The following is a 20,304-nucleotide window of genomic DNA, read 5'->3' on the forward strand; positions in this document are numbered from 1 at the left end:
GGTCACACCGGCCGGATCGACCGCGCCTCGTAGGCGACCGTGGCACTCGGCTGCGGTCCCCGGCAGGTCAGCCGGTGCGGGGCCGTGCGGTGGGCGTGCACCTCGATGTCGAAGGCGGTCGGCCGCGGCGCGTGGAGTTCGACGCGGACGCGCCAGACGTCGCCGTCCCGGGACGTGCCGGTGACGGCGTAGTCGTGGCGGCCGGCCGGGCCGAAGTGTGCGAGCAGTGCGGTGACGGCGGTCTGCTGCGGCGGCGCGAGGTCGGTGTACCCCCGCAGGTGCCGGGCGTGGACGCGACCGGCCAGATGTTCCTCGACGACCTCGGCGGCCGAGTCCGCGTCGAGGTCGCCGTAGTACACCCCGTCGGGCACGACGACGACGTTGGCGGCGAACCGGTCCCCTCCGACGTGGGTGCACTCCCACACGAGGTTCGGCCAGAGCCCGCTCAGCGCCTTCGCCACGGGGCGCCCGCGCACCGCGCAGCAGATGTCGTGCTGGCCGTGGACGCAGACGAGCACGACCGGCGGGTGGTCGAGCCCGCCCGGTGTCCGCAGGGCCTCGGCGATCTCCACCAGATCGGCGTCGCGGGTCCAGGTACCCCAGTGCTGCCGGTACGCGCCGGAGGGTTCGTGGTGCAACACGGCCCAGCGGCCGGGTCCTTCGGGCCGGGGGCGGGCGATCCGTCTGACCAGGAGGATGCGGGCCCTGACCGCGTGGGCCGCGTCCCAGACGTGGGCCTTGACCTCCGGGTCGAGGTCGAGACCGTCGAAGCCGTTCGTGGGCCAGGCGCCCCGGTACTCGATGAGCACCCAGACGGCGCCGCGCGGCGCCGTGCCCGCGAGGGAGTCGCCGCGGACGCGGGCGGCCTCGGCGCAGAAGAAGCGGTCGGCGGCGGGCACGGGGCGGCTACCGTCCCGCGGGTACCAGGACGCCCGCGCGCAGCAGTCTTTCGGCGAGGGCGAGGCCGATGTCGCCGGCCGTGCGGACCGCGCCGTCGAGCAGGGCGTCCACGGCCGCCCGGTCGCTCTCCGGGAAGTCGAGCCAGCCCACCCGGGTCGTCAGGCGTGTGCCCTCCCACCGGGCTTCGAGTGCCGCCCTGAGGCGCACCGGCGACCGGGCGCCGAGGGACTCGACGGCGGCGAGTTGGGCCAGCGGGCCGAGCGCGGCCGGGCGGGCCCGGCCCCGGCGGGCGCGGTGGAACAGCGGGGCGGGGTCGGCCGCGGCGACGGCGGCGGTGAGGCGCTCCCGGATGTCGTCGATCACGGCCGCCCCCGCCGCGTCGCCCAGCGGCAGCGAGGCGCGCGTTCCGGGGTCGTCGCGCAGCGCGGCGAGGGCGGCCTCGGCGAGCTGTTCGGCCAGCGTGTACCGGTTCCAGACGTGGACGCCCAGGGTCAGATGGACCGACACCTCGCCCTGCGCCTCGGCGGCGTGCAGCCAGCCTCGCGGCAGGTACAGCACATCGCCGGGTTCAAGCACGGTGTCGATGTACGCGGGTCCGCGCGCCGCCTCTGCGACGGCCTCGCGGCGGTCGGTCCAGGGCTGGTCGCGCAGTGGATCGGGGTGCACGGGTTCGTGGACGAGCCAGCGCTTGCGGCCCTGGATCTGGACGACGAACACGTCGTGGACGTCGTAGTGGTCGTCGAAGCCCCGGCTCAGCGGTGGGGTGATGTACGCGTTGGCCTGCACGGGGTGGCCCAGCTCGGCGCTCAGCTCCGCGCACAGGTCACCGACCGGGGCCCAGGTGCGCTGCAACGCCTGGAGAACGAGCGTGGCGCCGTCCGCGAACAGCCGCCACAGCGCGGTGTCGTCCACCTGGTCCGCGATGGTCGCGCCGACGCCGCCGGACGAGGTGTACGACGACTCGGGGAGCACGGCGCCGTCCTTGGCCACGCGGAGGAACGGCGTGCGCAGTCCTCGGCTCGACACGAGTTCGTCCACGGCGTCGGCACCGAACACGTCGGAGAAGTCGCTCGCGGCGGTCGTGAGCAGGGCGGTGCGCGACCACACCTTGTGGGCGAACTCCTCGAAGGCGAGGCCGGTCAGATCGGTCAGACGGGTCTCCAGAATCCCGGCGTCCGCTGGGACACCAGGGTTCCGGAGCCCGGTCCTGGGAGCGGTCAAGAGGCGTTACCGCCGCCGTCCGCACCGCCATCGGCACCGCCGTCGTGCACACCGGGCTGCCCGGCCGCACCACCGTCGGCAGGCCCCTCGGCACCACCGTCGGCGCCACCGTCCTGCACACCAGGCTGCCCGGCCGCGCCACCATCGGCGGGCCCTTCGGCACCGCCGTCCGCACCACCGTCGTGCACACCGGGCTGCCCGGCCGCACCACCGTCGGCAGGCCCCTCGGCACCGCCGTCCGCGCCGCCGTCGTGCACGCCCGGCACTCCGGCCGCTCCGCCGTCGGCGGGGCCCTCGTGCTCGTTCGCGTCCTGGTCGGAAACCATCGTTTCTCCCTCTGGTCGACGTCGTGTGCCCGTCGTCCCGTCGATGAGGCCGGTCATGGCTCTCCAGCGGCCCGAGGGCAGTTCGACCATGCTCACCCAGGTTTCGACCGTCTGCATCCGGTGGCGTCACCAGGAGGACGACGTCCCCTCCGCCCTACGTGAGCCGCACCCCCAGACGCAGGACGAGTGCGGCTCCGTCGAGCAGGTACTCCTTGATCATCCAGGACTGCGCGGGCAGTTCCGTGCCCGCGCGGCTGGTGTGGGCCTCGACGGCGAGCACGGTCGAATCCTGTCGGCCGTCCCCCGGCACGAGGACCTCGGCGGCGGCCTCCTCACCGTCCGCGAAGGTCACGACGAAGGTCATCGGCTGTGGGGTGTCGAGGTGCGCCGCCGGCGCGTCGAGTCCCCGCACGCGAACCCGCGCTCCGGGGAACAGGTGGCTGTGCCCCGCCTGCGCCCGAGGCTGGCCGGCGCTTCCCATCCGTCGATCATCTCCCAGCCGTCGTGCCGTGCATCGCCCTGCGCCGGGTCGGCGTACCGGCGCGTTTCATGCCGTTATGGGACCATTTTGTACATGAATCCGGCGAACACCACAGGCTCGGACGACACGGTTCTGTACTACGGAAGCCTGGGCAGCCCCCACAAGCTCCAGGTGTTCCTCGAGCTGCGGGACCGTGCGAGTCACCGCATGGCGGAGAGTCTGCTCGACACCATGCGGCAGGGCGCCGACGAGGGCTCGTACGTGGTCATGTTCCACTTCTCGGCCACGCTCGACGACACGGTCGGAGGCAGCGGATCGGTGCGCGGCCTGAGCGCCCTCGCCGCGGCGAGCGACGTGGGGCGGCGGCAGTTCATGGACTACCTGGCCGTGCTGTTCGGCGCACAGCCGTTCCCGCCGGGCAACGACGACTTCGCCCAGCCGTCGGTGCTGCTGTCACTGGCGAGCAAGGTCAACGGACTCCGCTCCCCCGGCTTCGACCAGAAGGTCATCGACAACACCTACGGCGACTGGGCCGGTCGAGCCGTGGGCGATTTCGCGTCCTACGGCGTCGTGGGCACGCCCGTGTGCTGGTACGACGACGAGGTCGTCCCCGTCGTGAAGGTCGACGGCCCCGCCGTCGACCCCCAGGACTTCCGCGCACAACTGCACACCTGACCGGGGCGCGCGCCGCTCAGCCGTGCAGGCGTACCGGGATCTGCTGCCAGCCATAGGCGATGAACGACGGGACCTGGCGCAGCTCTTCGGGAGCCGCCGCGAGCCGCAGGTCCGGGTAGCGGTCGAAGAGGGCGGGCAGTGCGGTGCGGGCCTCCAGGCGGGCCAGCGGTGCGCCGATGCAGCGGTGGACGCCGATGCCGAAGGACATGTGGTCGTCGGCGGCGTGGGTCGCGTCGAACTCGTCGGCCGTGGGGCCGTAGTGCTCGGGGTCGTAGCCCGAGGCGGCGTACGTGGTGAGGATGGCGTCGCCCGCCGGGATGGTGACTCCGTCGACCGTCACGTCGGTGACCGCGAAGCGCAGTGGCAGGCTGGCGATGGAGGGGTGCACGCGCAGCGTCTCGTCGATGACGGCGTCCCAGGAGATCTCGCCCGCGCGGACGGCGGCGAGCTGCTCGGGGTGGGTGAGCAGGGCGACGACCGCGTTGCCGATCAGGTTGACGGTCGTCTCGAAGCCGGCGCCGATGACCAGGAGCAGCGTGTAGAGCAGCTCCTCGTCGCTGAGCCGGTCGCCGTCCTCGGCGCGCACCCGCAGCAGTTCGGTGGTCATGTCGTCGCCGGGGTGCTCGGTGCGGTGGGCGATGATCGCCGGGAGCACGGTGCCGATCTGCTCCTGCACGAACGCGCCGTGCTCGGGGCTCGGGTCGGAGGTGTCCATGATGGCGTCGACGAGCCGCTCCACCGGGTCCAGCAACTCGTCGGGGACACCGAAGAGTTCGCAGATCAGCTGCATCGGGAGCTGGTTGGCGTACAGGGGACGCAGGTCCACGACCTCGTCGGAGGCCGCCGCGTCGAGGGCCTGGAGGAGGGTCTCGGTGATGTGCTCGACGCGGGGGCGCATCGCCTCGGTGCGGCGGGCGGTGAAGCTGGGCGCGACGAGCTTGCGCAGGCGGGTGTGGTCGGGGCCGTACGTGGAGAGCATGTTGACCACGCCGACCCAGCCGAGCACCCAGCCCCACTCGGGGTGTTCGCCGACCTCGGGCCACAGCGACCAGTGCTTGCGCGGGTCCTTGCTCACCTGCGGGTCCAGGATCAGCGAGCGCAGCGTGTCGTAGCGGGTGGGCGCCCAGGCCGGGATGCCGCCGGGCAGGGCGACGGGGACCACGGATCCCGCCTCGCGCAGTCTGGCGGCCTCGGCCGGAAGGTCGGCGCCGAACGGGTCGATGGCGATGCGGGACGAAGACGCGATCTCGGTCACCCGGCTACTCCTGACTGGGATGCGGTACGGGGGACGAAGCGGACGGGCAGTTCCGTCAGGGAGCGGTGGAACGGGCCCGTGCGCCACGTCAGTTGTTCGCGCGGCGTGAGCGGTTCGAGGTCGGGCAGCCACTGGGTGAGGCGTTCGATGGCCTCGGTGGCGATGAGCAGGGTGTGCTGCTTGACCGGGCAGGAGTGTTCCCCCGCCGACCAGGACAGGTGCGAGGCATCCTGCGGGTGGCGCGGGGCCGGGGACTGTGCGGCCGCCTCCTCCGCGGTGTGCCCGAGGGCCCCGTAGGAGATGACGACGGGGACGGCGGCGCGCACCCACACACCGTGGAAGGTGAGCGGCTCGCGGGCGAAGTGGATGCCGTAGTTGGCCAGCGGGGTCTCGTGGCGCAGGACCTCGACGACCGCGTCCATGACGGGCCGGGATCCGCTGGTCAGCGTCGAGTAGTACGCCGGGTTGCCGAGGATCCGCGACAGCGAGTTGGAGACGAGGTTGGCGGTGGGCTCGTGGCCAGCGCCGAGCATGAGGAAGACCTGCCAGGTGACCTCCTCGGGGGTGAGGCCGAGGGGGTGGTCGAGCAGCCAGCTGGTGAGGTCCTGGCCGCGTTCGGCGCTCTTGGCGGCGACGAGGTCCAGGATGTAGCGGCCGAACTCCTCCTCGCCGCGCGCGGCGTCCTCGCCACCGTCCATGATCCGTGCGATCGCGGCCTGGAGCCGGTCGCTCTCCGCGTCCGGCAGGCCGAAGAGGTTGTTGAAGACCAGTGACATCAGCGGGCGGGCGAAATCGCTCACCAGGTCGGCCCGCCCCCGCGGCGCCATCCGGGCGGCCAGCACGTCCACGGCACGGTGCACCCGCTCGCGCAGGTCGTGCGGCTCCACCAGGTCGAAGGCGTCGGACAGGGAGCGCCGGTAGCGCACGTGCAGATCGCCGTCGTTGAACAGCGCGTTGGGCCGCCAGCGCATCATGCCGAGGATCGGTGCGTCGCCGTCGACGCTCTCCTCCCACTGCCGCGGGTCGTGCGACCAGGCCTCGGTGTCGTGCAGCAGGTCGAGGGCGGCCCGCCGGTCGGTGACGACGTACGCGGGTACGCCGGGGGCGAGTTCGGCATGGCCGACCGGGCCCTGGGCGCGCAGGGCCGCGTAGTAGCTGTGCGGGTCGGCGGCGAAGCCGTCCTCCCACAGGCGGACCGGCGCCGACAGGTGGAATGCCTCGGCCTGCGCGGGATACGTCATCGGGGCTCCGGGATGCTGCGGTCGATCAGGTGCTGCACGAGGGCGAGCAGCGCGTCGACGGAGGAGTGCGTGTCGCGGGCGTCGCAGACCACCATGGGGGTGTCGGGGTCCAGGTCGAGGGAGACCCGGATCTGCTCCTCGGTATAACTGCGGCTGTCCGGGAAGGTGTTGAGGGCGACGGCGTAGGGCAGCCCGGTCTCCTCGACGAGGCCGAGGGCGTCGAAGGACTCGTCGATCCTGCGGGTGTCGACCAGCACGAGGGCGCCGAGCGCGCCGTACGCGATGTCGTCCCACAGCGCGCGGAAGCGCTCCTGCCCGGGGGTGCCGAACAGGTAGAGCACGGCCCCGCCGTTGAGGCTGATCCGCCCGAAGTCGATGGCGACGGTCGTGGTCGTCTTCTCCCGCACGCCCGCGAGGTCGTCGACGGCCGCCGATGCCTCGGTGAGCTGCTCCTCGGTGTGCAGCGGGCGGATCTCGGAGACGGAGTCGATCAGGGTGGTCTTGCCCACCCCGAACGGCCCGGTGACGAGGATCTTCACCAACTCGCGTGCGGTGTCCGGGAGATGCACGGAGCTGTTGGCGCCCGCGGACGCGGGCTCAGCGCTTGAGGGCGCGGAGGCCATCGGCGACTCTCTTCAGCAGATCGGGATCGGGCTGCGCGGCGGGCGGGACCGGCGGGCGGGCACCCACGAGCCCCTGGTCGACCAGTGCGGCGGCGAGCACCCGTACGGCGGAGACCGGCAGTTCGAGCAGGGCGGCGGACTCGACGACCGTGAGCGAGCCGCCGTCCAGGGTGCGCAGCAAGGCGTGCTGCGCGGCGGGCAGACCGGCGGGCCAGGGCGCGCCGACCCCCGTCAGCACGGAGAGCCGCTCCAGGCTGTTGCGGCTGGGCCGCGCGACTCCGCCGGTGGCGAGGTACGCGGGGACCAGCGGGCGGCCGCTCCGGCGGCCCGTCATTCCCCGACGCCGCCGTCGGCACCACGGGGCGCGGCCGCCATGGCCTTCTCGCCGAGCCTGGCCACCTGCGAGTGGACCCGGTGGCCGAGCAGGTCGAGCCGGACCTCGGGGTCGCCGAAGGCGGCCACACAGGTGCCGTGCGCGGTGGGCGCGACGAGGATGTAGCCGTGGTCGGACTCGATGACCACCTGGCGCACGTCCGCGGACTCCTGGTCGGCGAAGGCGGCCGCCGCGGTGCGACAGGCGCCCTGCACGGTGCTGGTGATGGCGGCGACACGCTCCGCGGACGCCTGCGTCAGCGCCTCGGTGTATCCGGAGACCAGGCCGTCCCTGGTGAGCAGGACGGCGGCCTGGACGTGCGGGATCTCCAGGATCGGATCGAGGACCCAAGCGCTGTCGCCGAGGTCGCGGCTACTCATCGGGGGTGTTCCCTTCGCTGTGCTCGCCGGTGCCGGGGCGGTCGCCGGCGCTGTCGTGCGGTTGCTGTGCGGGCCGCTCCTCCCGCGCCGCGGCGGTGGCCGCCTGGAGGGCGCCGAGCGCGGCGGCCTGCTCCTCGGGGCTGCGGTGCGCGGCGGGCCGCGGCTTCTTCGGCGCGGGCCCTTCGGCGGGCCGCGCGTCGGTGCGGACCCGGCGGCGGCGCCGGGGCAGCTCGTCTCCGTCGGTGGGCGGGGTGTCCGGCCGGGCGGGCGGCACGGCCGGGGCCACCCGGGCCGGGGCGGCCGGTGTCTCGTCCGCCGCGAGGGCATGCGTGGTGTCGTGAACGGTGTCGTCGGCGGTCTCGCGCGTGGAGCGCGGCGCCGCGGCGGCGGGCCTGCGCTCCTCGGGGGCGATGGTGCACAGGAGGTGGTCGCGGACGAGCAGGACCGCGCGGACACCGCCGTACGGGGAGGGCGACGACAGGTCGACGGAGAGGTCGAACTGCCGGGTGAGCTGGCCGATCGCGGCGAGTCCCATGCGCGGCGGGTCGCCGAGCTCCGACAGGAGGATGGGCTCCTGCCCCGCCACCATCCGCTGGGCGTGCGCCCGTTCGTCGGAGCTCATGCCGACACCGGCGTCGTCGACGGTCACGCTGACGCCGTGGTGGACGCGTTCGAGATGCACGCTCACGGAGGTGTCGGACGAGGAGTGGCGCAGCGCGTTGTCGAGCAGTTCGGCCACGATGATGGCGACCGGCTCGACGGCGTGCGAGATCAGCCCGGTGCCGTCCTCGAGGTGGTTGTGGATGTCCACCCGCTCGTATCCGGCGAGCCGGGACTGGCCGCCGGTGACGGCCTCCACCAGATGCGACTCGCCGCGGGCGAGACCGACCCAGGCGCCGCAGACCACGGCGGCGACCTGCGCGCGGCGCAGCGACTGCTCGTTCTCGTGGTCGAGCGCGAACAGGGTCTGCGCCAACTCCGGGTCGTCGTAGCGCTCCTGAAGGCCGCGCAGGACGTCCTGCAACCGGTACAGGCCCGCCTGGATCTCGCGGGTGGCGCCGCGCATCCCGGCGCGCGCCGCGGCGTCGACCCGCTTGCGCTCCTGGGCGATGGCTCCGCGCAGCACGTCGAGCACGGCGTCGAGGCCGTCGGCCAGCTCCTTGCCGCCGAGTTCGGGCTGGAGGGGGCCGGGCACCTGGTAGTGCGGGTGGGCGGTGTGGGTTGCGGTGGCCGGCATGCGGGTGCCGGACAGGTGGGCGATCTCGGCGGCGAACGCCGCGGTGAGCTCGTCGAGTTCCTCGCGGGCGGCCTCCGCTTCCTCCCGGGATGCCTCGAGTTCCAGGCGGGACGCTTCAAGGCGGGAACGGAGCGAGGCGGCCTCGACACGCTGTCTGCCGCCGCGTTGACGGGCCTTGGCGAGCCCGCCGCCGAGCACGAACGCCGAAACGGTCCCGGCGGCCAGCGCGCCCGCGGCCAGCTCGGGTATCTCAATCATGGATGCGGACCTCGAGGGGAACAGGGCGTGGGGGCCGACTGCGAGGAGGGGACGGTGGGGGGAAGGAGGCAGGTCGCGGAAGCCCGCGTGCCGCTTGCGACCCTACCTCCCGCCACACGTTCGAGTGAAGCCGTCCCGGGATCTTGAATCGCTTCGCCACGGGCCCTTTTGACGACGCGCCACCTCCACAGGGGGTTACCGGCGGTCCGGTTCGCCCGGAGCGGGCGGGCGGTCAGGCCCCGATGCGCTCGTCCAGTTCCTCCACGGCCGCGGCCACCGCGGCGGGTGTCTCGTACATGGGGCTGTGGCCCGCCTCGACGAGGTGCAGGCGGGCGCCTGGTATCGCGGCGGCCATATCCTGGGCGGCCTCGACGCTCCGGACGGGATCGAAGCGGCCGTGCACGACGGAGACCGGCATCCGCAGCGAGGGCAGCTCCGGGGTGAGGTCGGCGGCCTGCTGGCTGCGCAGCACCTCCAGCGCCGCGCCCAGGGGCGCCTTGAGCGCGTAGTCGAGCAGGCGCTGCCGGTCCTCGGGTGTCGGGGCGCGGTGGAAGGAACGGTCGAGCAGCGGGCCGACCACGCCGGAGGCGCCGTCCCGCTCCATCACGTCCACCAGAGCGGTGACATCGCCGTGCCCGCGCATGTGGGGCCCGGTGTCGATCAGCATGAGTCCGCCGACGAGGTCCGGGCGGGACAGCGCCAGGCGCAGGGCGATGGCACCGCCGGTGGAGTGCCCGATCAGCAGCACCGGTCCGCACCCGTCGGCGGCGAGCCGGTCGGCGACCCAGGCGGCCACGCCGTCGAGGGTGCGGCTCGGTGCCTCCGTCATCCAGGAGAGCGCGCGCACGTCGAAGCGCGCGTCGAGCAGCCCCCGCATCCGCTCGTAGATGACCGGCGAGCAGAACGTCCCCGGGAAGGCGACCACGGTGCGCGCGGGCTTGGCTTTCATGAACGGCTCCTTCGCTGCCGAGGAGAATCAGACATCCCCGTCACCCGGTGATCGAAAAGAAGATCGTGTCCTGGGTGAACCAGTCCCGGTCGTGGTGCTCCTCCCACTCCTCGTGCTCGAACTCGAGCCGTTCGATGAGCAGTTGCAGGTCGAAGGCGAAGCTCTCGTCGACCTTGTCCAGGACCGCGCGGTAGGCGTCGATCGCCGGCTTGACCCTGTCCAGGGGCCAGTGGCCGAAGTTCTCCATGGCGTGCTCGGGCAGCGGTAGCGGGAAGGGGAACTCGGCCGGCAGGCCGCCCATGACGTGGGCGCCGGGGAGCAGGCCGACGGGGACTCCCGCACGGCGCAACTCGGTGTCGAGCGCGTCGAAGAACGTCGCCGGTTTCGCGTAGACGGCGAGGTCCACCGGGTCCGAGGCGTTGCAGTCGATGACTATCTGCATCGCCGCCGCGTACGCGTTGCCCGCCGCCTCCGCGGTGCACGTGGCGTGCCCGGAGAGCAGGTGGTCGAGCGCCTCGGGCACCGTCAGCTCCCAGCCCAGCTCCTGCCGCTCCACGTCCGCCTGCCGGGCCTGTGCCCGCTCGTGCATGAAGGCGGCGATGCGCCGCTGCTCCGCGGTGAACTTCTCGGCGGCGCCGAGGAACCCGATGACCTGCGCCTTGTCCGCCGTGCTGAACGAGATGATCCGACTCATACGGACACAGTGCCAGGCCCCACTGACAACGCCCTCATGGCGCCCGGTACTCGAGTTACGCACGGGCCGGGTGCGTCGGGCAGGATGTCCTGACGCATCCGCACGGGGGAGGAATTTCACCAGTGAGCAGCAACCACCCGGGCCCGTACGCCGGCGGCCCGCAGCAGCCGGGACGGTACGGCGGGCAACCCGGTCCGTACGGCGGTCAGCCGGGCCCGTACGGTGCGCAGCCGGGACAGCCGGGCCCGTTCCCGCAGCAGGGGCAGCCCGGCCCGTACGCCCAGCCCGGGCAGCCCGCTCCGTACGGGCAGCCGCAGCAAGGGGGTTACGGGTTCCCGCAGCAGCCGGGCGGATACCCTCCGCGCCGTGGCGGAGGCGGCAAGGCCCTGTTGATCACCGGCGGTGTGGCGGTGGCTCTGGTGGCGATCGGTGGCGCGCTGTTCTGGTTCTTCGGCTACAAGGGGCTCAAGGACGACGGCCCGCACACGCTGACCGCGCCGTCGACGATGTCGTTCTCCAACTACTACCGCAACGGCGACGAGGCAGACCCGAACCTCGCCTCGGACGACCCCAAGGTGTTGGCGTGGCACGAGATGAAGAAGCCCACGGAGCTCGCCGCCAGCTACTCCGACCAGATGCTCGGCAACGTCGACACCTCTGATCCGGGCGCGGCCGCGGACTCGCTGCAGCGTGCGCAGGACGGCAAGAGCTTCTCGGTCACGGCCGCATACGGCAGGTTCGAAAACCCCGAACTGGCCTTGACGTACTACTTCGAGCTCGTGGAGAAGAAGCTCACCGCGGCTACGGACAAGGCTCCCGGCCACGTCGTCTCGCAGCTGTCCGTGGCGGAGGACAGGGAGGCGGACTCACTCGACGGAGCAGTGATGGAGTGCGCGGACTACGAGGTGGACAACTGGGACGACGACAAACCGCGCATGGAAACGGCGGTGTGCGGTTGGGCCGACTACTCGACGGTCGGGATCGTCACCCCACACGACGGGTCCCTCGGTGTGTCCACGGAGGACGCGGCGGAGCTCACGGGACACGTCCGCAGCGAGATGCGCGTCGAGAACTGAGTTCGAGAGCTTCGCGATGTCGCGATGAGTTCGGTCGTCCCTGTCGGTCTGTACGTGTGTCCTGTGGTCCGATGGCCTCAGGACGCCCCGCAACCGCCGTCTGCCGGAGAGAAGCTGATGTCCGACACCACCTGCCACATGTCGATCTCGCTCGACGGTTTCGTCGCCGGGCCCGACCAGAGCCGGGACGATCCGCTGGGCAAGCGCGGCCAGGAGCTGCACAGCTGGCACATCGGCGATCCGCGCGCGACCGAGGCCGACAGGACGGCCAACGGCTGGCTGATGCGCCCGCGTGGCGCCTACGTCATGGGCCGGAACATGTTCGGGCCGATCCGGGGCGAGTGGAACGAGCCGTGGGACGGTTGGTGGGGCTCCGAGCCCCCGTACCACGCCCCGGTCTTCGTGCTCACTCGCTACGCCCACGCACCGATCGAGATGGCGGGCGGCACCACCTTCCACTTCGTGACCGACGGCTTCGACGCCGCTTACGCGCAGGCGCTCAAGGCCGCCGACGGCAAGGGTGTGGACATCGCCGGTGGCGCTTCGACGGTCCGACAGGCACTCGACGCCGGCGTGATCGACGAACTCGCCCTCGACATCGCACCCGTCCTGCTCGGCAGCGGCGAGCGCATTTTCGACGGCGTCGAGTCCTTCGACTTCGAGCCCGTCGAGGTGCTCCACTCACCGCTGGCCACCCACATCCGCTACCGCAAACGCCACGCCGGCTGAGCAGCGACGTCAGCTCAGCTCGAACCCGTGGTAGTGGCTCACCGCGATACCGTTCGTGAGGTCGCGGTAGAGGCCGACGCCGCCGATGAACGGCATGAACACCCGTTGTTTGCCGGGGATGTTGGCGCCCATGTACCAGGAGGCGGCCTGCGGCATGAGGGTGAGGTCGCCGAGGTCGTTGGTGGTGTTGACCCAGTTGTCCTCGGCGTCGGGGTCGGCCTCCATGCGGTGCAGCCCGCGCTCGCGCAGGTTGGTGAGGGCGCGGGTGATCCAGTCCACGTGGTGCTCGATCGAGGTCATCATGTTGGAGAGAACGGACGGGCTCTGGGGGCCGGTCACGGTGAACAGGTTGGGGAAGCCGGCCGACATCAGGCCGAGGTAGGTGCGCGGCCCGTGCTCCCACTTCTCCCGCAGTGAGCGGCCCTCGGCGCCCCGGATGTCGATGGCGTTCAGGGCGCCGGTCATCGCGTCGAACCCCGTCGCCATGACGATGACGTCGAGCTCGTGCACGATCCCGTCCCCGGTGCGGATGCCGCGCTCCGTGATGCGCCCGATGGGTCGTTCCGTGAGGTCCACCAGGGTGACGTTGTCCTGGTTGAACACCTCGAAGTAGCCGGTGTCGATGCACATCCGTTTGCTGGCGATCGGGTACGTGCGCGGGGTGAGCCGCTCGGCGGTTTCGGGGTTCTTCACCTTCTCGCGGATCCGGGCGCGGACGTACTCGGCGACGGCCTCATTGGCCTGCGCGTCCTTGAGCAGGTCGCTGAAGCCGCTGCCGAAGCAGAGCCCGCCCTCGTCCCAGCGACGGTCCAACTCCCTGCGTATGTCGGCCTCTTCGGTCTCGGCCAGCAGTACCTGTCCGTCCTCGCCGCAGTCGAAGCCCTTCGAGGAGGCACGGGACACCTCGCGGCGCTCCGGGTAGCGCGCCCGCGCCGCGGCGAGGCGTGCGGCGTTGGGGCCGTTGTGGGCGGGCACCGCGTACGACGGGGTGCGCTGGAAGACGGTGAGCGAGCCCACCAGCGGGGCGATCGCGGTGATCGTCTGGAGCCCGGAGGAACCGGTGCCGATCACGGCGACCCGCTTGCCGGTCAGGTCGGCGCCCTCGTGCGGCCAGCCCGACGTCCACAGCACCTCGCCCGCGAAGTCCGCGAGCCCCTCGAAACCGGGCCGTGAGGGCACGGACAGGCACCCGGTGGCCGCGATGACGTGGCGGGCGGTGCGGGGTGTGCCGTCGGACGCGGTCACCGTCCAGCGGCCCGCCGCCTCGTCCCAGACGAGCGACTCCACACGGGTGTTGAGCACGATGTCACGGCGCAGGTCGAAGCGGTCGGCCACATGGTGGACATAGGAGAGGATCTCCGGCTGGGCGGCGTAGCGCTCGCTCCAGTCCCACTCCTGCTCCAGGTCGGCGTCGAAGGAGTAGGAGTACTCGACGGACTCGATGTCGCAGCGGGCGCCGGGGTACCGGTTCCAGTACCAGGTGCCGCCGACATCCGCCCCGGCCTCGACGACCAGGGTGTCGAAGCCGAGCGCGCGCAGCCGGTGCAGTTGGTAGAGGCCGGCGAACCCGGCGCCGATGACGATCACGTCGTGGTCGGCCATGGCTCACACCGTCCTTTCGGCGACGTACGTGTTGATGTGCTCCGCCACCAGGCGCAGCCCGTCCTCGAAGCCGGGCAGGATGCCCACCATCTGAAAGAAGGCGTGCATCTGGCCCGTGGCCTCCTCGAGTGCGACCGGGACGCCCGCCTCGCGCAGGGCGTGCGCGTACGCGACGCCCTCGTCGTGCAGCGGGTCGCACTCGGCGACGTAGACGAGCGCTGGGGGCAGGCCCGCGAGGCTGGCGGCGCGCAGCGGGGAGGCGTCCGGGTGGGTGCGGGCCCGCTCGTCGGGGAGGTAGTGGTCCCAGAACCAGGCCATCGTGTCGCGGGAGAGCAGGAGTTGGTTCTGCGGCGCGACGTACGAAGGCCGGTCCAGGTCGCAGTCGGTGACGGGATAGACGAGGGCCTGGTAGTCGATGGCCGGGCCGCCGCGATCGCGCGCCCAATGGGTCATCACGGCGGCGATGTTGCCGCCCGCGCTGTCCCCGGCGACGAGCAACGGGGCTCCGCCCGGGGCGAGTTCGGCCGCGTGCTCGGCGACCCAGGTCAGCCCCGCCCAGCTGTCCTCGATCGCGGTCGGGAACGGATGCTCGGGTGCCTTGCGGTAGTTGACCATCACCACGGTCGCCCGCGTCGCGTTCGCGAGGCGGCGGCCCACGTGGTCGTACTGCAGGTCGATGTCTCCGAGCACCCAGCCGCCACCGTGGAAGTACACGAGGATCGCCTGCGGGGCGCCCTCGGGACGCAGCGCCCGGACGCGGAACCGCCCGCCGTCCCGGCCCTCGACCTTGACCTCCCGCACCTCGCCCACGTCCGGGCCCCGGCCGCTGAGACCCGACAGGATCGGGCCGTGCAGCCGGGCGACGGCCGGTGTCGACTCGTGCATCGCCGGGCCGTCGGTCTCGGCCAGTTCCGCCAGGAACATCTGGGTCACCGGTTCCAGTGGCATACGGCCGTCCCCTCGTCGATCCCGCTCGTCTTCTCGGAGGTGATGCGCGTACGGCAGGCGGGTCCGGTCCCGCGCACCGGCCGCTGTACCGTGCACGGACCATGCTCGCCGGAGAGCCTCGCGGGGTCCAGACCTCGGCGGGGACCGGGTCTCCCGTCATCCACCGGTCGCGAAGGGCAGCGTCTCGTACCGGCGCACGTAGGCACCGTCCGCGAACGTGCCGCGTGCGGCATCGACCGTGAACCGGGGGAAGCGGGAGAGGAGTTCGGTGAGCACCGTCCGGCCCTGGAGGCGGGCCGCGGCGGCGCCCAGGCAGTGGTGCGGGCCGTAGCCGAAGGCCAGGTGCTGCGGGGCTCCACGGTCCAGGTCGACCTCGTCCGCGCGGGAGCCGAAGGCGCGGGGGTCGCGGTTGGCTGATCCGTAGAGCAGCAGGACCCTGGCCCCGGCGGGCGCGGCCCTGCCGTGCAGCCTCAGGTCCTCGGTGAGGGTGCGGGCCAGCCCCTGGACGGGCGAGGCCAGGCGCAGTGCCTCCTCGACGAAGGGGCCGACCGACTCCGGGTCCGATGCGATCCGGTCCCTCAACCCGGTTTCTTCGGTGAGGAGTTGGGCGGCGGTGGAGAGCAGGCCGATGGTCGTGTCGTTCCCGCCCGCGATCATCGTGAAGGCGAAGCCGAGGATCCGGATCACGGCCTGCGGATCGTCGCCCAGGACCCGGACGAGGTCGGAGACGGTGTCGTCGGCGGGGTCCGCGCGGCGCCGCTCGACGAGTGCGGAGAAGTACGCGAAGAGGTCGGCGACGGCCTCGTGCGCGTCGAGCGCGTGGCCCTGGGCGCCCGCCTGGACGATCGCTCGGGTCCAGCCGGCGAAGCGCTGCCGGTCGGCCTCGTCGACGCCCAGGTAGTGGGCGACGACGAAGCACGGCAGCGGCCGCATCAGCTCGGCGACGATGTCGACGGGGTCACCCGCCGCGTCGATCGCGTCGAGGCGGGTGCGCACGAAGTCCCTTACCGCGTCGGCCACGGATTCCACGCGGCGCGGCGTGAATCCCCTCGTGAGCAGCCCGCGGAACTCGGTGTGCTCCGGCGGGTCCAGCATGACCAGCGGCGGCGCGGCATCGACACCGGCCGCGGCCATGTCGTCGCCGACCACCGTCAGACCCTTGCGCGACGAGAACACCTCGGGGCGGCGCAGCGCGTCCAGGACGTCGTCGTAGCGCGAGAGCACCCAGTAGTCGCCGTCCTCGACGTGGTGCAGCGGATCGTCGTCGCGCAGGGCCGCGTACATCGCGTAGGGATCGCGCCAGGACTCGGCACCGCGGGGACGGAATCGGGCGGGCGGCGGGACGATGCTCATGGCGGCACGGTGCGGGAGACCTGACGCACTGTCAATGGACGTGCGGGCACGCGACGGGCCGCGGACTTGAGGGTGCGCAGGTCCTGGAAGCTCACCGGCACGGTGTCGTCCGGGTTGACGCCGCGCCCCGCACCTGCGGTGTCCGGTCCTGCGACAGCCCGTCCACCGGCGCGCCGACACCCGCGCCCGATGTCCGCCGCGCCCTTCCGCGCCCCACGCCAGTGATCTACGTTTGGCATCGCCCGCCACCGAAAGGCCGACGATGCCGTTCCCCACCAGCGTCCAGCACAACCCGGTCGTCCAGCAGGCGGTCCGCCGTCTCGACGAGCTCGGCGACCCCCGCTTCGGACAGACGCTGGTGCGCTGCCTGGACGACACTCTGGCCCGCACCATCCGCCCGATGCCGGACGGCACCGCCTTCGTCGTGACGGGCGACATCCCCGCCATGTGGCTGCGCGACTCGACGACGCAGATGATGCCGTACCTCGCGCTCCTGAAGGACGACACGGACCTTCAGGACCTGCTCCTCGCCGTGCTGCGCCGCCAGTTCGGCCAGATCGCGCACAACCCGTACGCCAACGCGTTCAACGCCGAGCCGTCCGGCCGCGCCCACGACGCGGACGACCTGTGCGAGGACCCGTGGGTCTGGGAGGAGAAGTACGAGGTCGACTCCCTCGCCTTCCCGCTCCTGTTCGCGCACCGCTTCTGGCGGGCGACCGGGCGCACGGACCACCTGGCGCAGGCGCTGGAGGCGGCGCGCTCCGCGATCTCCGTCTGGCGCACGGAGCAGGACCACGAGCACCTGTCGACGTACCGCTTCGTGCGCGCGAACGTCCCGCCGACCGACACCCTGGTCAATGAGGGACGCGGCACACCCGTCGCCCCGACCGGGATGACGTGGAGCGCGTTCCGGCCGAGCGACGACGCCTGCACCTACGGATACAACGTGCCCGCCAACCTGTGCGCCGCCGCGGCCCTCGACGGCGTCGCCACGATGGCGCGGCACGCGCGGGACACCGAACTCGCCGACGAGGCGGCCCAATTGGCGGGCGAACTGCGCGCGGCGACCCGGCGGCACGGCACCGTCGACCACGCCGACCACGCCGACCACGCCGACCAGGGCACGATCTACGCCTACGAGGTGGACGGGCTCGGCAACGCGCTCCTCGCGGACGACGCCAACATGCCCAGCCTGCTGTCCCTTCCGCTGGTCGCCGACGTCTCACCGTCGGATCCGCTGTACCTGGCCACCCGCGCGTTCGTGCTCTCCCCCGCCAACCCGACCTATTACCGCGGAACGGCCGCCGAGGGCGTGGGCAGCCCGCACACCCCCGACGGTCACATCTGGCCGATCGCCCTCGCCGTGGAGGGCCTGACCAGCAACGACCCCGACCGGCGGCTCCAGTTGCTGCACACTCTGATCGCCACCGACGGCGGCACGGGGGCGATGCACGAGTCCTTCCACAAGGACGACCCGGACAAGTTCACCCGCGACTGGTTCTCCTGGGCCAACGCGATGTACGCGGAACTGGCCCTGGACGTGGCCGGCCACGGCACGCGCTCCCTGTGGGACACATCAGCGGGGACGTAGCCCTAGGGGCGGCCGAGCTCCCGTCGTCGCCTGTTGCCCGCCCTGCGGTCCTGCACGCCCACGACGATCGTGAGGGCGGTGCCGGCCGCGATCGGTGCCAGCAGCCCGACGAAGAACCACCACGGAACCTCCGACGCGACGCTCGTGCGCCACTGCACGAGGTTGCCGACGACGAAGGACAGCCCGATCCCGAAGTTGGTGACGAGCAGCGCGACGGCCATCCGGCGGGCTCCGGTGCGCGTCGCGGGCCGCTGACCGCCGGTGATCGCGAACCGGGGCCCGCCGTCGGGCAGTTCGGCGGTCGGCGTGGCCCGCAGCACCATCGCGGCGGTGGCGGACAACAGCGCGGTCACACCCGCGTAGACGAAGACGAGTACGAACGCGGCGCCCACGGACTTGTCCGTCCAGGCGTCGACACCGCTGCCGCCGATGTGCTGCGGGATGCGGTCGGGCAGGCGCGGATACACGGCGGCGCCCCAGGCCGTCATCCCGGCCAGCAGCAACACGTTGGCCGCCAGCCAGGCCCGGGGAAAGCGCGGTGGGGTGTACGAGGCTTCCGGCATGCGCCCATTGTGGGACAACCACGGCCCGCGTGATCCTTCCCGCCCCCGGCAACGATCCATGTCCACCGGCTGCCGGGAACGACCCGTATTCCCCGCGCCCGTGCCCCGGCGTCGGCTTGAGCTACCTCGAGGACGTGTGGCGGATGACCCACGTCCGCGGGGCCGGGGGAATTATCGTCGCGTTGGCCGATCGCATCGCGACGTAGGGAGACAGCATGACCACGACCGTGACCGACGAACAGGTTCAGGCTCTGGCAGCGACCGCGAAGCCCTACAGCCTGGCACTCCTCCACTGGGGGCCGGAGCGCACCATGGAGGGCGCGGACGCGATCGAACGCGAACACCAGCGGCGCATGGTGTCGCTGCGGGCCGACGGGGTGATCGCGATCCTGTGTCCGGTCGCCTCCGACACCGTGGCCGGTGCCGCGGTCATGACCGTGTCGGCCGAGGAGGCCGCGGAGATCATGGCCGGGGACCCGTGCGTACGGGCCGGAATGATGCGCTGCGAGGTTCACCCGTGCGCGGGCTTCCCCGGGGACGCCCTCCCCGCGTGACCGTCTCAGGTGTCTGGGCTGTCTGAGGTGTCCCTCGTGTCTTGGGTGTCTTAGGGGCACGGCGAGATCGTCATCACCTCGTAACGGCGCTTCCCCCGAACACATGCGATCAGGCAGGCTCAAGATCGAACAAGGGCACAGAGCCCAACCGTTCGACCGACCGCACGCCCATCCAGCAACGGGGGAACCACACCATGTTTCGCAACCACCGCCGCAAGGCCGTCCTCACCGCCGCCGCCCTGATGGCCACGACCACCCTGCTCACGGCCTGCCAGGGCGGCGCGGACGAGGGCGCCGCGTCGAGCGATTCGGCGTCGTCGTCGACCGCGGCATCGGACGCGAAGGACAAGGGCGGGGCGGCCGGTTCGGGGGCCGGGGAGGGCTCGGAGTCGCAGGCAGGCAGTGGCTCGGGCGGCACGTCCCAGGGCAAGGGCGTCAGCGGCACCTGGTTCGGCAACGTCTCCTACCTGGCGCCCGGCAAGTACACCGTCTCCGACCTGAAGGACACCGAGCAGGCGTTCTTCACCTCGACCGACACCGACATCCAGGGCGCCGGCGAGATCTGCGGCGACGCCGAGGGCCAGGCCGCCACCAAGTGCACCGAGGACCAGCTCGAGGCCGCGTCCAAGAAGGGCGTCTCCGCCACCGTGAAGATCAAGAACGGCACGGCCGTCAGCATCGTCGAGGACCACGCCGACAGCGGTGGCGGCGACTCGGACACCGACAAGCCCAGCGGCCTGCGCTCCGGGGAACTCGGCTACATGGCCCCCGGCAAGTACTCCCTGGTCGACAGCGACGGCAACACCACCGCCTTCTACAGCGCCACCGCCACGACCATCAACGGCAACGGCTGGATCTGCGGCGAGAACGGCGACAACAAGCGCTGCACCGAGGGCGAGCTCGAAGCCGCGGCGAAGAAGGGCGGCGTCCGGGTCGTCGTCAAGATCGAGAATGGCGCCGCGGTCACCATCGACGAGGAGCACAACTAGAAGAGCACGACCGGCCGACGCCACGGGCGTCCACGCCCTCTCCACGTACATCGCCCCGCCGCCGGGAGGTTCCGTGCGCCGGGGCGATGCCGGGCTCTGCGCGCGGCCACATCTGGTCGGCAACTGGGCGATCACGCCCAGGAGTTCAACACCCCCGCCCCACGCCCCGATTGACCTGCACGATCCGCGCCGAACACCCCGGACGCCGTAACATGTCCCGGTTGTCCGGCCCGGGCCTGGCAACTCCGGGCAGTTCGGGGGCACTTGCGTCGCGTCCGCCGGGCTG

General features: G+C 72.0%; 22 protein-coding genes. 6 read left to right on the forward strand and 16 right to left on the reverse strand.

The window, feature by feature from the left end; translation table 11 throughout:
- Positions 1-2: 2 nt before the first annotated feature.
- The 4 genes from ACNYS0_RS04740 to ACNYS0_RS04755 all read right to left on the reverse strand — a co-directional run bounded on the left by ACNYS0_RS04740 (position 3) and on the right by ACNYS0_RS04755 (position 2,928).
- Positions 3-899: a sucrase ferredoxin gene (locus ACNYS0_RS04740; RefSeq protein WP_422471382.1), complete on the reverse strand. Its 897-nt coding sequence runs from the start codon at positions 897-899 to the stop codon at positions 3-5.
- 7 nt (positions 900-906) lie between these two features.
- Complete coding sequence (locus tag ACNYS0_RS04745) at positions 907-2,121, reverse strand: cupin domain-containing protein (protein WP_422471383.1); 1,215 nt, start codon at positions 2,119-2,121, stop codon at positions 907-909.
- On the reverse strand, positions 2,118-2,447 hold the full coding sequence (locus tag ACNYS0_RS04750) for a hypothetical protein (RefSeq protein WP_422471384.1): 330 nt from the start codon (positions 2,445-2,447) through the stop codon (positions 2,118-2,120). Before ACNYS0_RS04750 ends, ACNYS0_RS04745 begins: the two co-directional genes overlap by 4 nt.
- Positions 2,448-2,601: 154 nt before the next feature.
- Entirely contained in the window at positions 2,602-2,928 is a 327-nt protein-coding gene (locus ACNYS0_RS04755; RefSeq protein ID WP_422471385.1) for a hypothetical protein, read from the reverse strand.
- Positions 2,929-3,021: 93 nt separating this feature from the next.
- Between ACNYS0_RS04755 and ACNYS0_RS04760 the strand changes: the two genes are divergently transcribed.
- Positions 3,022-3,603, forward strand: coding sequence for a DsbA family protein (locus tag ACNYS0_RS04760; protein ID WP_422471386.1), 582 nt, complete (start codon positions 3,022-3,024; stop codon positions 3,601-3,603).
- Between the two features lie 16 nt (positions 3,604-3,619).
- Here ACNYS0_RS04760 and ACNYS0_RS04765 read toward each other — a convergent pair whose 3' ends face one another.
- The 8 genes from ACNYS0_RS04765 to ACNYS0_RS04800 all read right to left on the reverse strand — a co-directional run bounded on the left by ACNYS0_RS04765 (position 3,620) and on the right by ACNYS0_RS04800 (position 10,613).
- The gene (locus ACNYS0_RS04765; RefSeq protein WP_422482455.1) at positions 3,620-4,849 is read right to left on the reverse strand and encodes a cytochrome P450 family protein; all 1,230 of its coding nucleotides are present in this window, start codon (positions 4,847-4,849) and stop codon (positions 3,620-3,622) included.
- A gap of 5 nt (positions 4,850-4,854) precedes the next feature.
- Positions 4,855-6,099 (reverse strand): cytochrome P450 family protein, encoded by a 1,245-nt coding sequence (locus tag ACNYS0_RS04770; RefSeq protein ID WP_422471387.1) that lies wholly within the window; start codon positions 6,097-6,099, stop codon positions 4,855-4,857.
- The gene (locus ACNYS0_RS04775) at positions 6,096-6,722 is read right to left on the reverse strand and encodes a GTP-binding protein (RefSeq protein WP_422471388.1); all 627 of its coding nucleotides are present in this window, start codon (positions 6,720-6,722) and stop codon (positions 6,096-6,098) included. Before ACNYS0_RS04775 ends, ACNYS0_RS04770 begins: the two co-directional genes overlap by 4 nt.
- Positions 6,697-7,056, reverse strand: coding sequence for a DUF742 domain-containing protein (locus tag ACNYS0_RS04780; RefSeq protein WP_326021268.1), 360 nt, complete (start codon positions 7,054-7,056; stop codon positions 6,697-6,699). Before ACNYS0_RS04780 ends, ACNYS0_RS04775 begins: the two co-directional genes overlap by 26 nt.
- Positions 7,053-7,475 (reverse strand): roadblock/LC7 domain-containing protein, encoded by a 423-nt coding sequence (locus tag ACNYS0_RS04785; protein ID WP_422471389.1) that lies wholly within the window; start codon positions 7,473-7,475, stop codon positions 7,053-7,055. Before ACNYS0_RS04785 ends, ACNYS0_RS04780 begins: the two co-directional genes overlap by 4 nt.
- Positions 7,468-8,970, reverse strand: coding sequence for an ATP-binding protein (locus tag ACNYS0_RS04790; RefSeq protein ID WP_422471390.1), 1,503 nt, complete (start codon positions 8,968-8,970; stop codon positions 7,468-7,470). Before ACNYS0_RS04790 ends, ACNYS0_RS04785 begins: the two co-directional genes overlap by 8 nt.
- 232 nt (positions 8,971-9,202) lie before the next feature.
- Complete coding sequence (locus ACNYS0_RS04795) at positions 9,203-9,919, reverse strand: alpha/beta fold hydrolase (RefSeq protein WP_422471391.1); 717 nt, start codon at positions 9,917-9,919, stop codon at positions 9,203-9,205.
- 40 nt (positions 9,920-9,959) lie between these two features.
- Positions 9,960-10,613, reverse strand: a complete 654-nt coding sequence (locus ACNYS0_RS04800; RefSeq protein ID WP_422471392.1) for a DUF7691 family protein — start codon at positions 10,611-10,613, stop codon at positions 9,960-9,962.
- A gap of 122 nt (positions 10,614-10,735) precedes the next feature.
- Here ACNYS0_RS04800 and ACNYS0_RS04805 point away from each other — a divergent pair, with 122 nt between their 5' ends.
- Both ACNYS0_RS04805 and ACNYS0_RS04810 read left to right on the forward strand, forming a co-directional pair.
- Positions 10,736-11,689, forward strand: coding sequence for a hypothetical protein (locus ACNYS0_RS04805; protein ID WP_422471393.1), 954 nt, complete (start codon positions 10,736-10,738; stop codon positions 11,687-11,689).
- Positions 11,690-11,806: 117 nt separating this feature from the next.
- The gene (locus ACNYS0_RS04810) at positions 11,807-12,418 is read left to right on the forward strand and encodes a dihydrofolate reductase family protein (protein ID WP_422471394.1); all 612 of its coding nucleotides are present in this window, start codon (positions 11,807-11,809) and stop codon (positions 12,416-12,418) included.
- A 9-nt stretch (positions 12,419-12,427) separates the two neighbouring features.
- On the opposite strand, the gene ACNYS0_RS04815 is transcribed toward ACNYS0_RS04810, so the two are convergent.
- The 3 genes from ACNYS0_RS04815 to ACNYS0_RS04825 form a co-directional block, all read right to left on the reverse strand.
- On the reverse strand, positions 12,428-14,020 hold the full coding sequence (locus ACNYS0_RS04815; protein WP_422471395.1) for a flavin-containing monooxygenase: 1,593 nt from the start codon (positions 14,018-14,020) through the stop codon (positions 12,428-12,430).
- A gap of 3 nt (positions 14,021-14,023) precedes the next feature.
- Positions 14,024-14,968, reverse strand: a complete 945-nt coding sequence (locus ACNYS0_RS04820) for an alpha/beta hydrolase (protein ID WP_422471396.1) — start codon at positions 14,966-14,968, stop codon at positions 14,024-14,026.
- Between the two features lie 156 nt (positions 14,969-15,124).
- Positions 15,125-16,321, reverse strand: a complete 1,197-nt coding sequence (locus tag ACNYS0_RS04825; RefSeq protein WP_422471397.1) for a cytochrome P450 — start codon at positions 16,319-16,321, stop codon at positions 15,125-15,127.
- A 262-nt stretch (positions 16,322-16,583) separates the two neighbouring features.
- Between ACNYS0_RS04825 and ACNYS0_RS04830 the strand changes: the two genes are divergently transcribed.
- The gene (locus ACNYS0_RS04830) at positions 16,584-17,912 is read left to right on the forward strand and encodes a glycoside hydrolase family 125 protein (RefSeq protein WP_422471398.1); all 1,329 of its coding nucleotides are present in this window, start codon (positions 16,584-16,586) and stop codon (positions 17,910-17,912) included.
- Between the two features lie 2 nt (positions 17,913-17,914).
- On the opposite strand, the gene ACNYS0_RS04835 is transcribed toward ACNYS0_RS04830, so the two are convergent.
- Positions 17,915-18,475 carry a DUF1648 domain-containing protein gene (locus tag ACNYS0_RS04835; RefSeq protein WP_422471399.1) on the reverse strand — a complete coding sequence of 187 codons (561 nt, stop codon included), beginning with the start codon at positions 18,473-18,475 and terminating at the stop codon, positions 17,915-17,917.
- 215 nt (positions 18,476-18,690) lie between these two features.
- Between ACNYS0_RS04835 and ACNYS0_RS04840 the strand changes: the two genes are divergently transcribed.
- Both ACNYS0_RS04840 and ACNYS0_RS04845 read left to right on the forward strand, forming a co-directional pair.
- Positions 18,691-19,029 carry a YciI family protein gene (locus ACNYS0_RS04840; protein WP_422471400.1) on the forward strand — a complete coding sequence of 113 codons (339 nt, stop codon included), beginning with the start codon at positions 18,691-18,693 and terminating at the stop codon, positions 19,027-19,029.
- A 194-nt stretch (positions 19,030-19,223) separates the two neighbouring features.
- Positions 19,224-20,018: a hypothetical protein gene (locus ACNYS0_RS04845; RefSeq protein WP_422471401.1), complete on the forward strand. Its 795-nt coding sequence runs from the start codon at positions 19,224-19,226 to the stop codon at positions 20,016-20,018.
- The last annotated feature ends 286 nt before the right edge of the window (positions 20,019-20,304 follow it).

Origin of the sequence: Streptomyces anthophorae (assembly GCF_049310305.1) — a bacterium.
GTDB lineage: Bacteria > Actinomycetota > Actinomycetes > Streptomycetales > Streptomycetaceae > Streptomyces.

What these genes read in the sequence shown, in the direction of transcription:
- ACNYS0_RS04750 (WP_422471384.1), bottom strand. Translation starts at nt 2,447, where the DNA reads ATGGTTTCCGACCAGGACGCGAACGAGCACGAGGGCCCCGCCGACGGC.
- ACNYS0_RS04755 (WP_422471385.1), bottom strand. Translation starts at nt 2,928, where the DNA reads ATGGGAAGCGCCGGCCAGCCTCGGGCGCAGGCGGGGCACAGCCACCTG.
- ACNYS0_RS04760 (WP_422471386.1), top strand. Translation starts at nt 3,022, where the DNA reads ATGAATCCGGCGAACACCACAGGCTCGGACGACACGGTTCTGTACTAC.
- ACNYS0_RS04770 (WP_422471387.1), bottom strand. Translation starts at nt 6,099, where the DNA reads ATGACGTATCCCGCGCAGGCCGAGGCATTCCACCTGTCGGCGCCGGTC.
- ACNYS0_RS04775 (WP_422471388.1), bottom strand. Translation starts at nt 6,722, where the DNA reads ATGGCCTCCGCGCCCTCAAGCGCTGAGCCCGCGTCCGCGGGCGCCAAC.
- ACNYS0_RS04780 (WP_326021268.1), bottom strand. Translation starts at nt 7,056, where the DNA reads ATGACGGGCCGCCGGAGCGGCCGCCCGCTGGTCCCCGCGTACCTCGCC.
- ACNYS0_RS04785 (WP_422471389.1), bottom strand. Translation starts at nt 7,475, where the DNA reads ATGAGTAGCCGCGACCTCGGCGACAGCGCTTGGGTCCTCGATCCGATC.
- ACNYS0_RS04790 (WP_422471390.1), bottom strand. Translation starts at nt 8,970, where the DNA reads ATGATTGAGATACCCGAGCTGGCCGCGGGCGCGCTGGCCGCCGGGACC.
- ACNYS0_RS04795 (WP_422471391.1), bottom strand. Translation starts at nt 9,919, where the DNA reads ATGAAAGCCAAGCCCGCGCGCACCGTGGTCGCCTTCCCGGGGACGTTC.
- ACNYS0_RS04800 (WP_422471392.1), bottom strand. Translation starts at nt 10,613, where the DNA reads ATGAGTCGGATCATCTCGTTCAGCACGGCGGACAAGGCGCAGGTCATC.
- ACNYS0_RS04810 (WP_422471394.1), top strand. Translation starts at nt 11,807, where the DNA reads ATGTCCGACACCACCTGCCACATGTCGATCTCGCTCGACGGTTTCGTC.
- ACNYS0_RS04815 (WP_422471395.1), bottom strand. Translation starts at nt 14,020, where the DNA reads ATGGCCGACCACGACGTGATCGTCATCGGCGCCGGGTTCGCCGGCCTC.
- ACNYS0_RS04820 (WP_422471396.1), bottom strand. Translation starts at nt 14,968, where the DNA reads ATGCCACTGGAACCGGTGACCCAGATGTTCCTGGCGGAACTGGCCGAG.
- ACNYS0_RS04825 (WP_422471397.1), bottom strand. Translation starts at nt 16,321, where the DNA reads ATGAGCATCGTCCCGCCGCCCGCCCGATTCCGTCCCCGCGGTGCCGAG.
- ACNYS0_RS04830 (WP_422471398.1), top strand. Translation starts at nt 16,584, where the DNA reads ATGCCGTTCCCCACCAGCGTCCAGCACAACCCGGTCGTCCAGCAGGCG.
- ACNYS0_RS04835 (WP_422471399.1), bottom strand. Translation starts at nt 18,475, where the DNA reads ATGCCGGAAGCCTCGTACACCCCACCGCGCTTTCCCCGGGCCTGGCTG.
- ACNYS0_RS04840 (WP_422471400.1), top strand. Translation starts at nt 18,691, where the DNA reads ATGACCACGACCGTGACCGACGAACAGGTTCAGGCTCTGGCAGCGACC.
- ACNYS0_RS04845 (WP_422471401.1), top strand. Translation starts at nt 19,224, where the DNA reads ATGTTTCGCAACCACCGCCGCAAGGCCGTCCTCACCGCCGCCGCCCTG.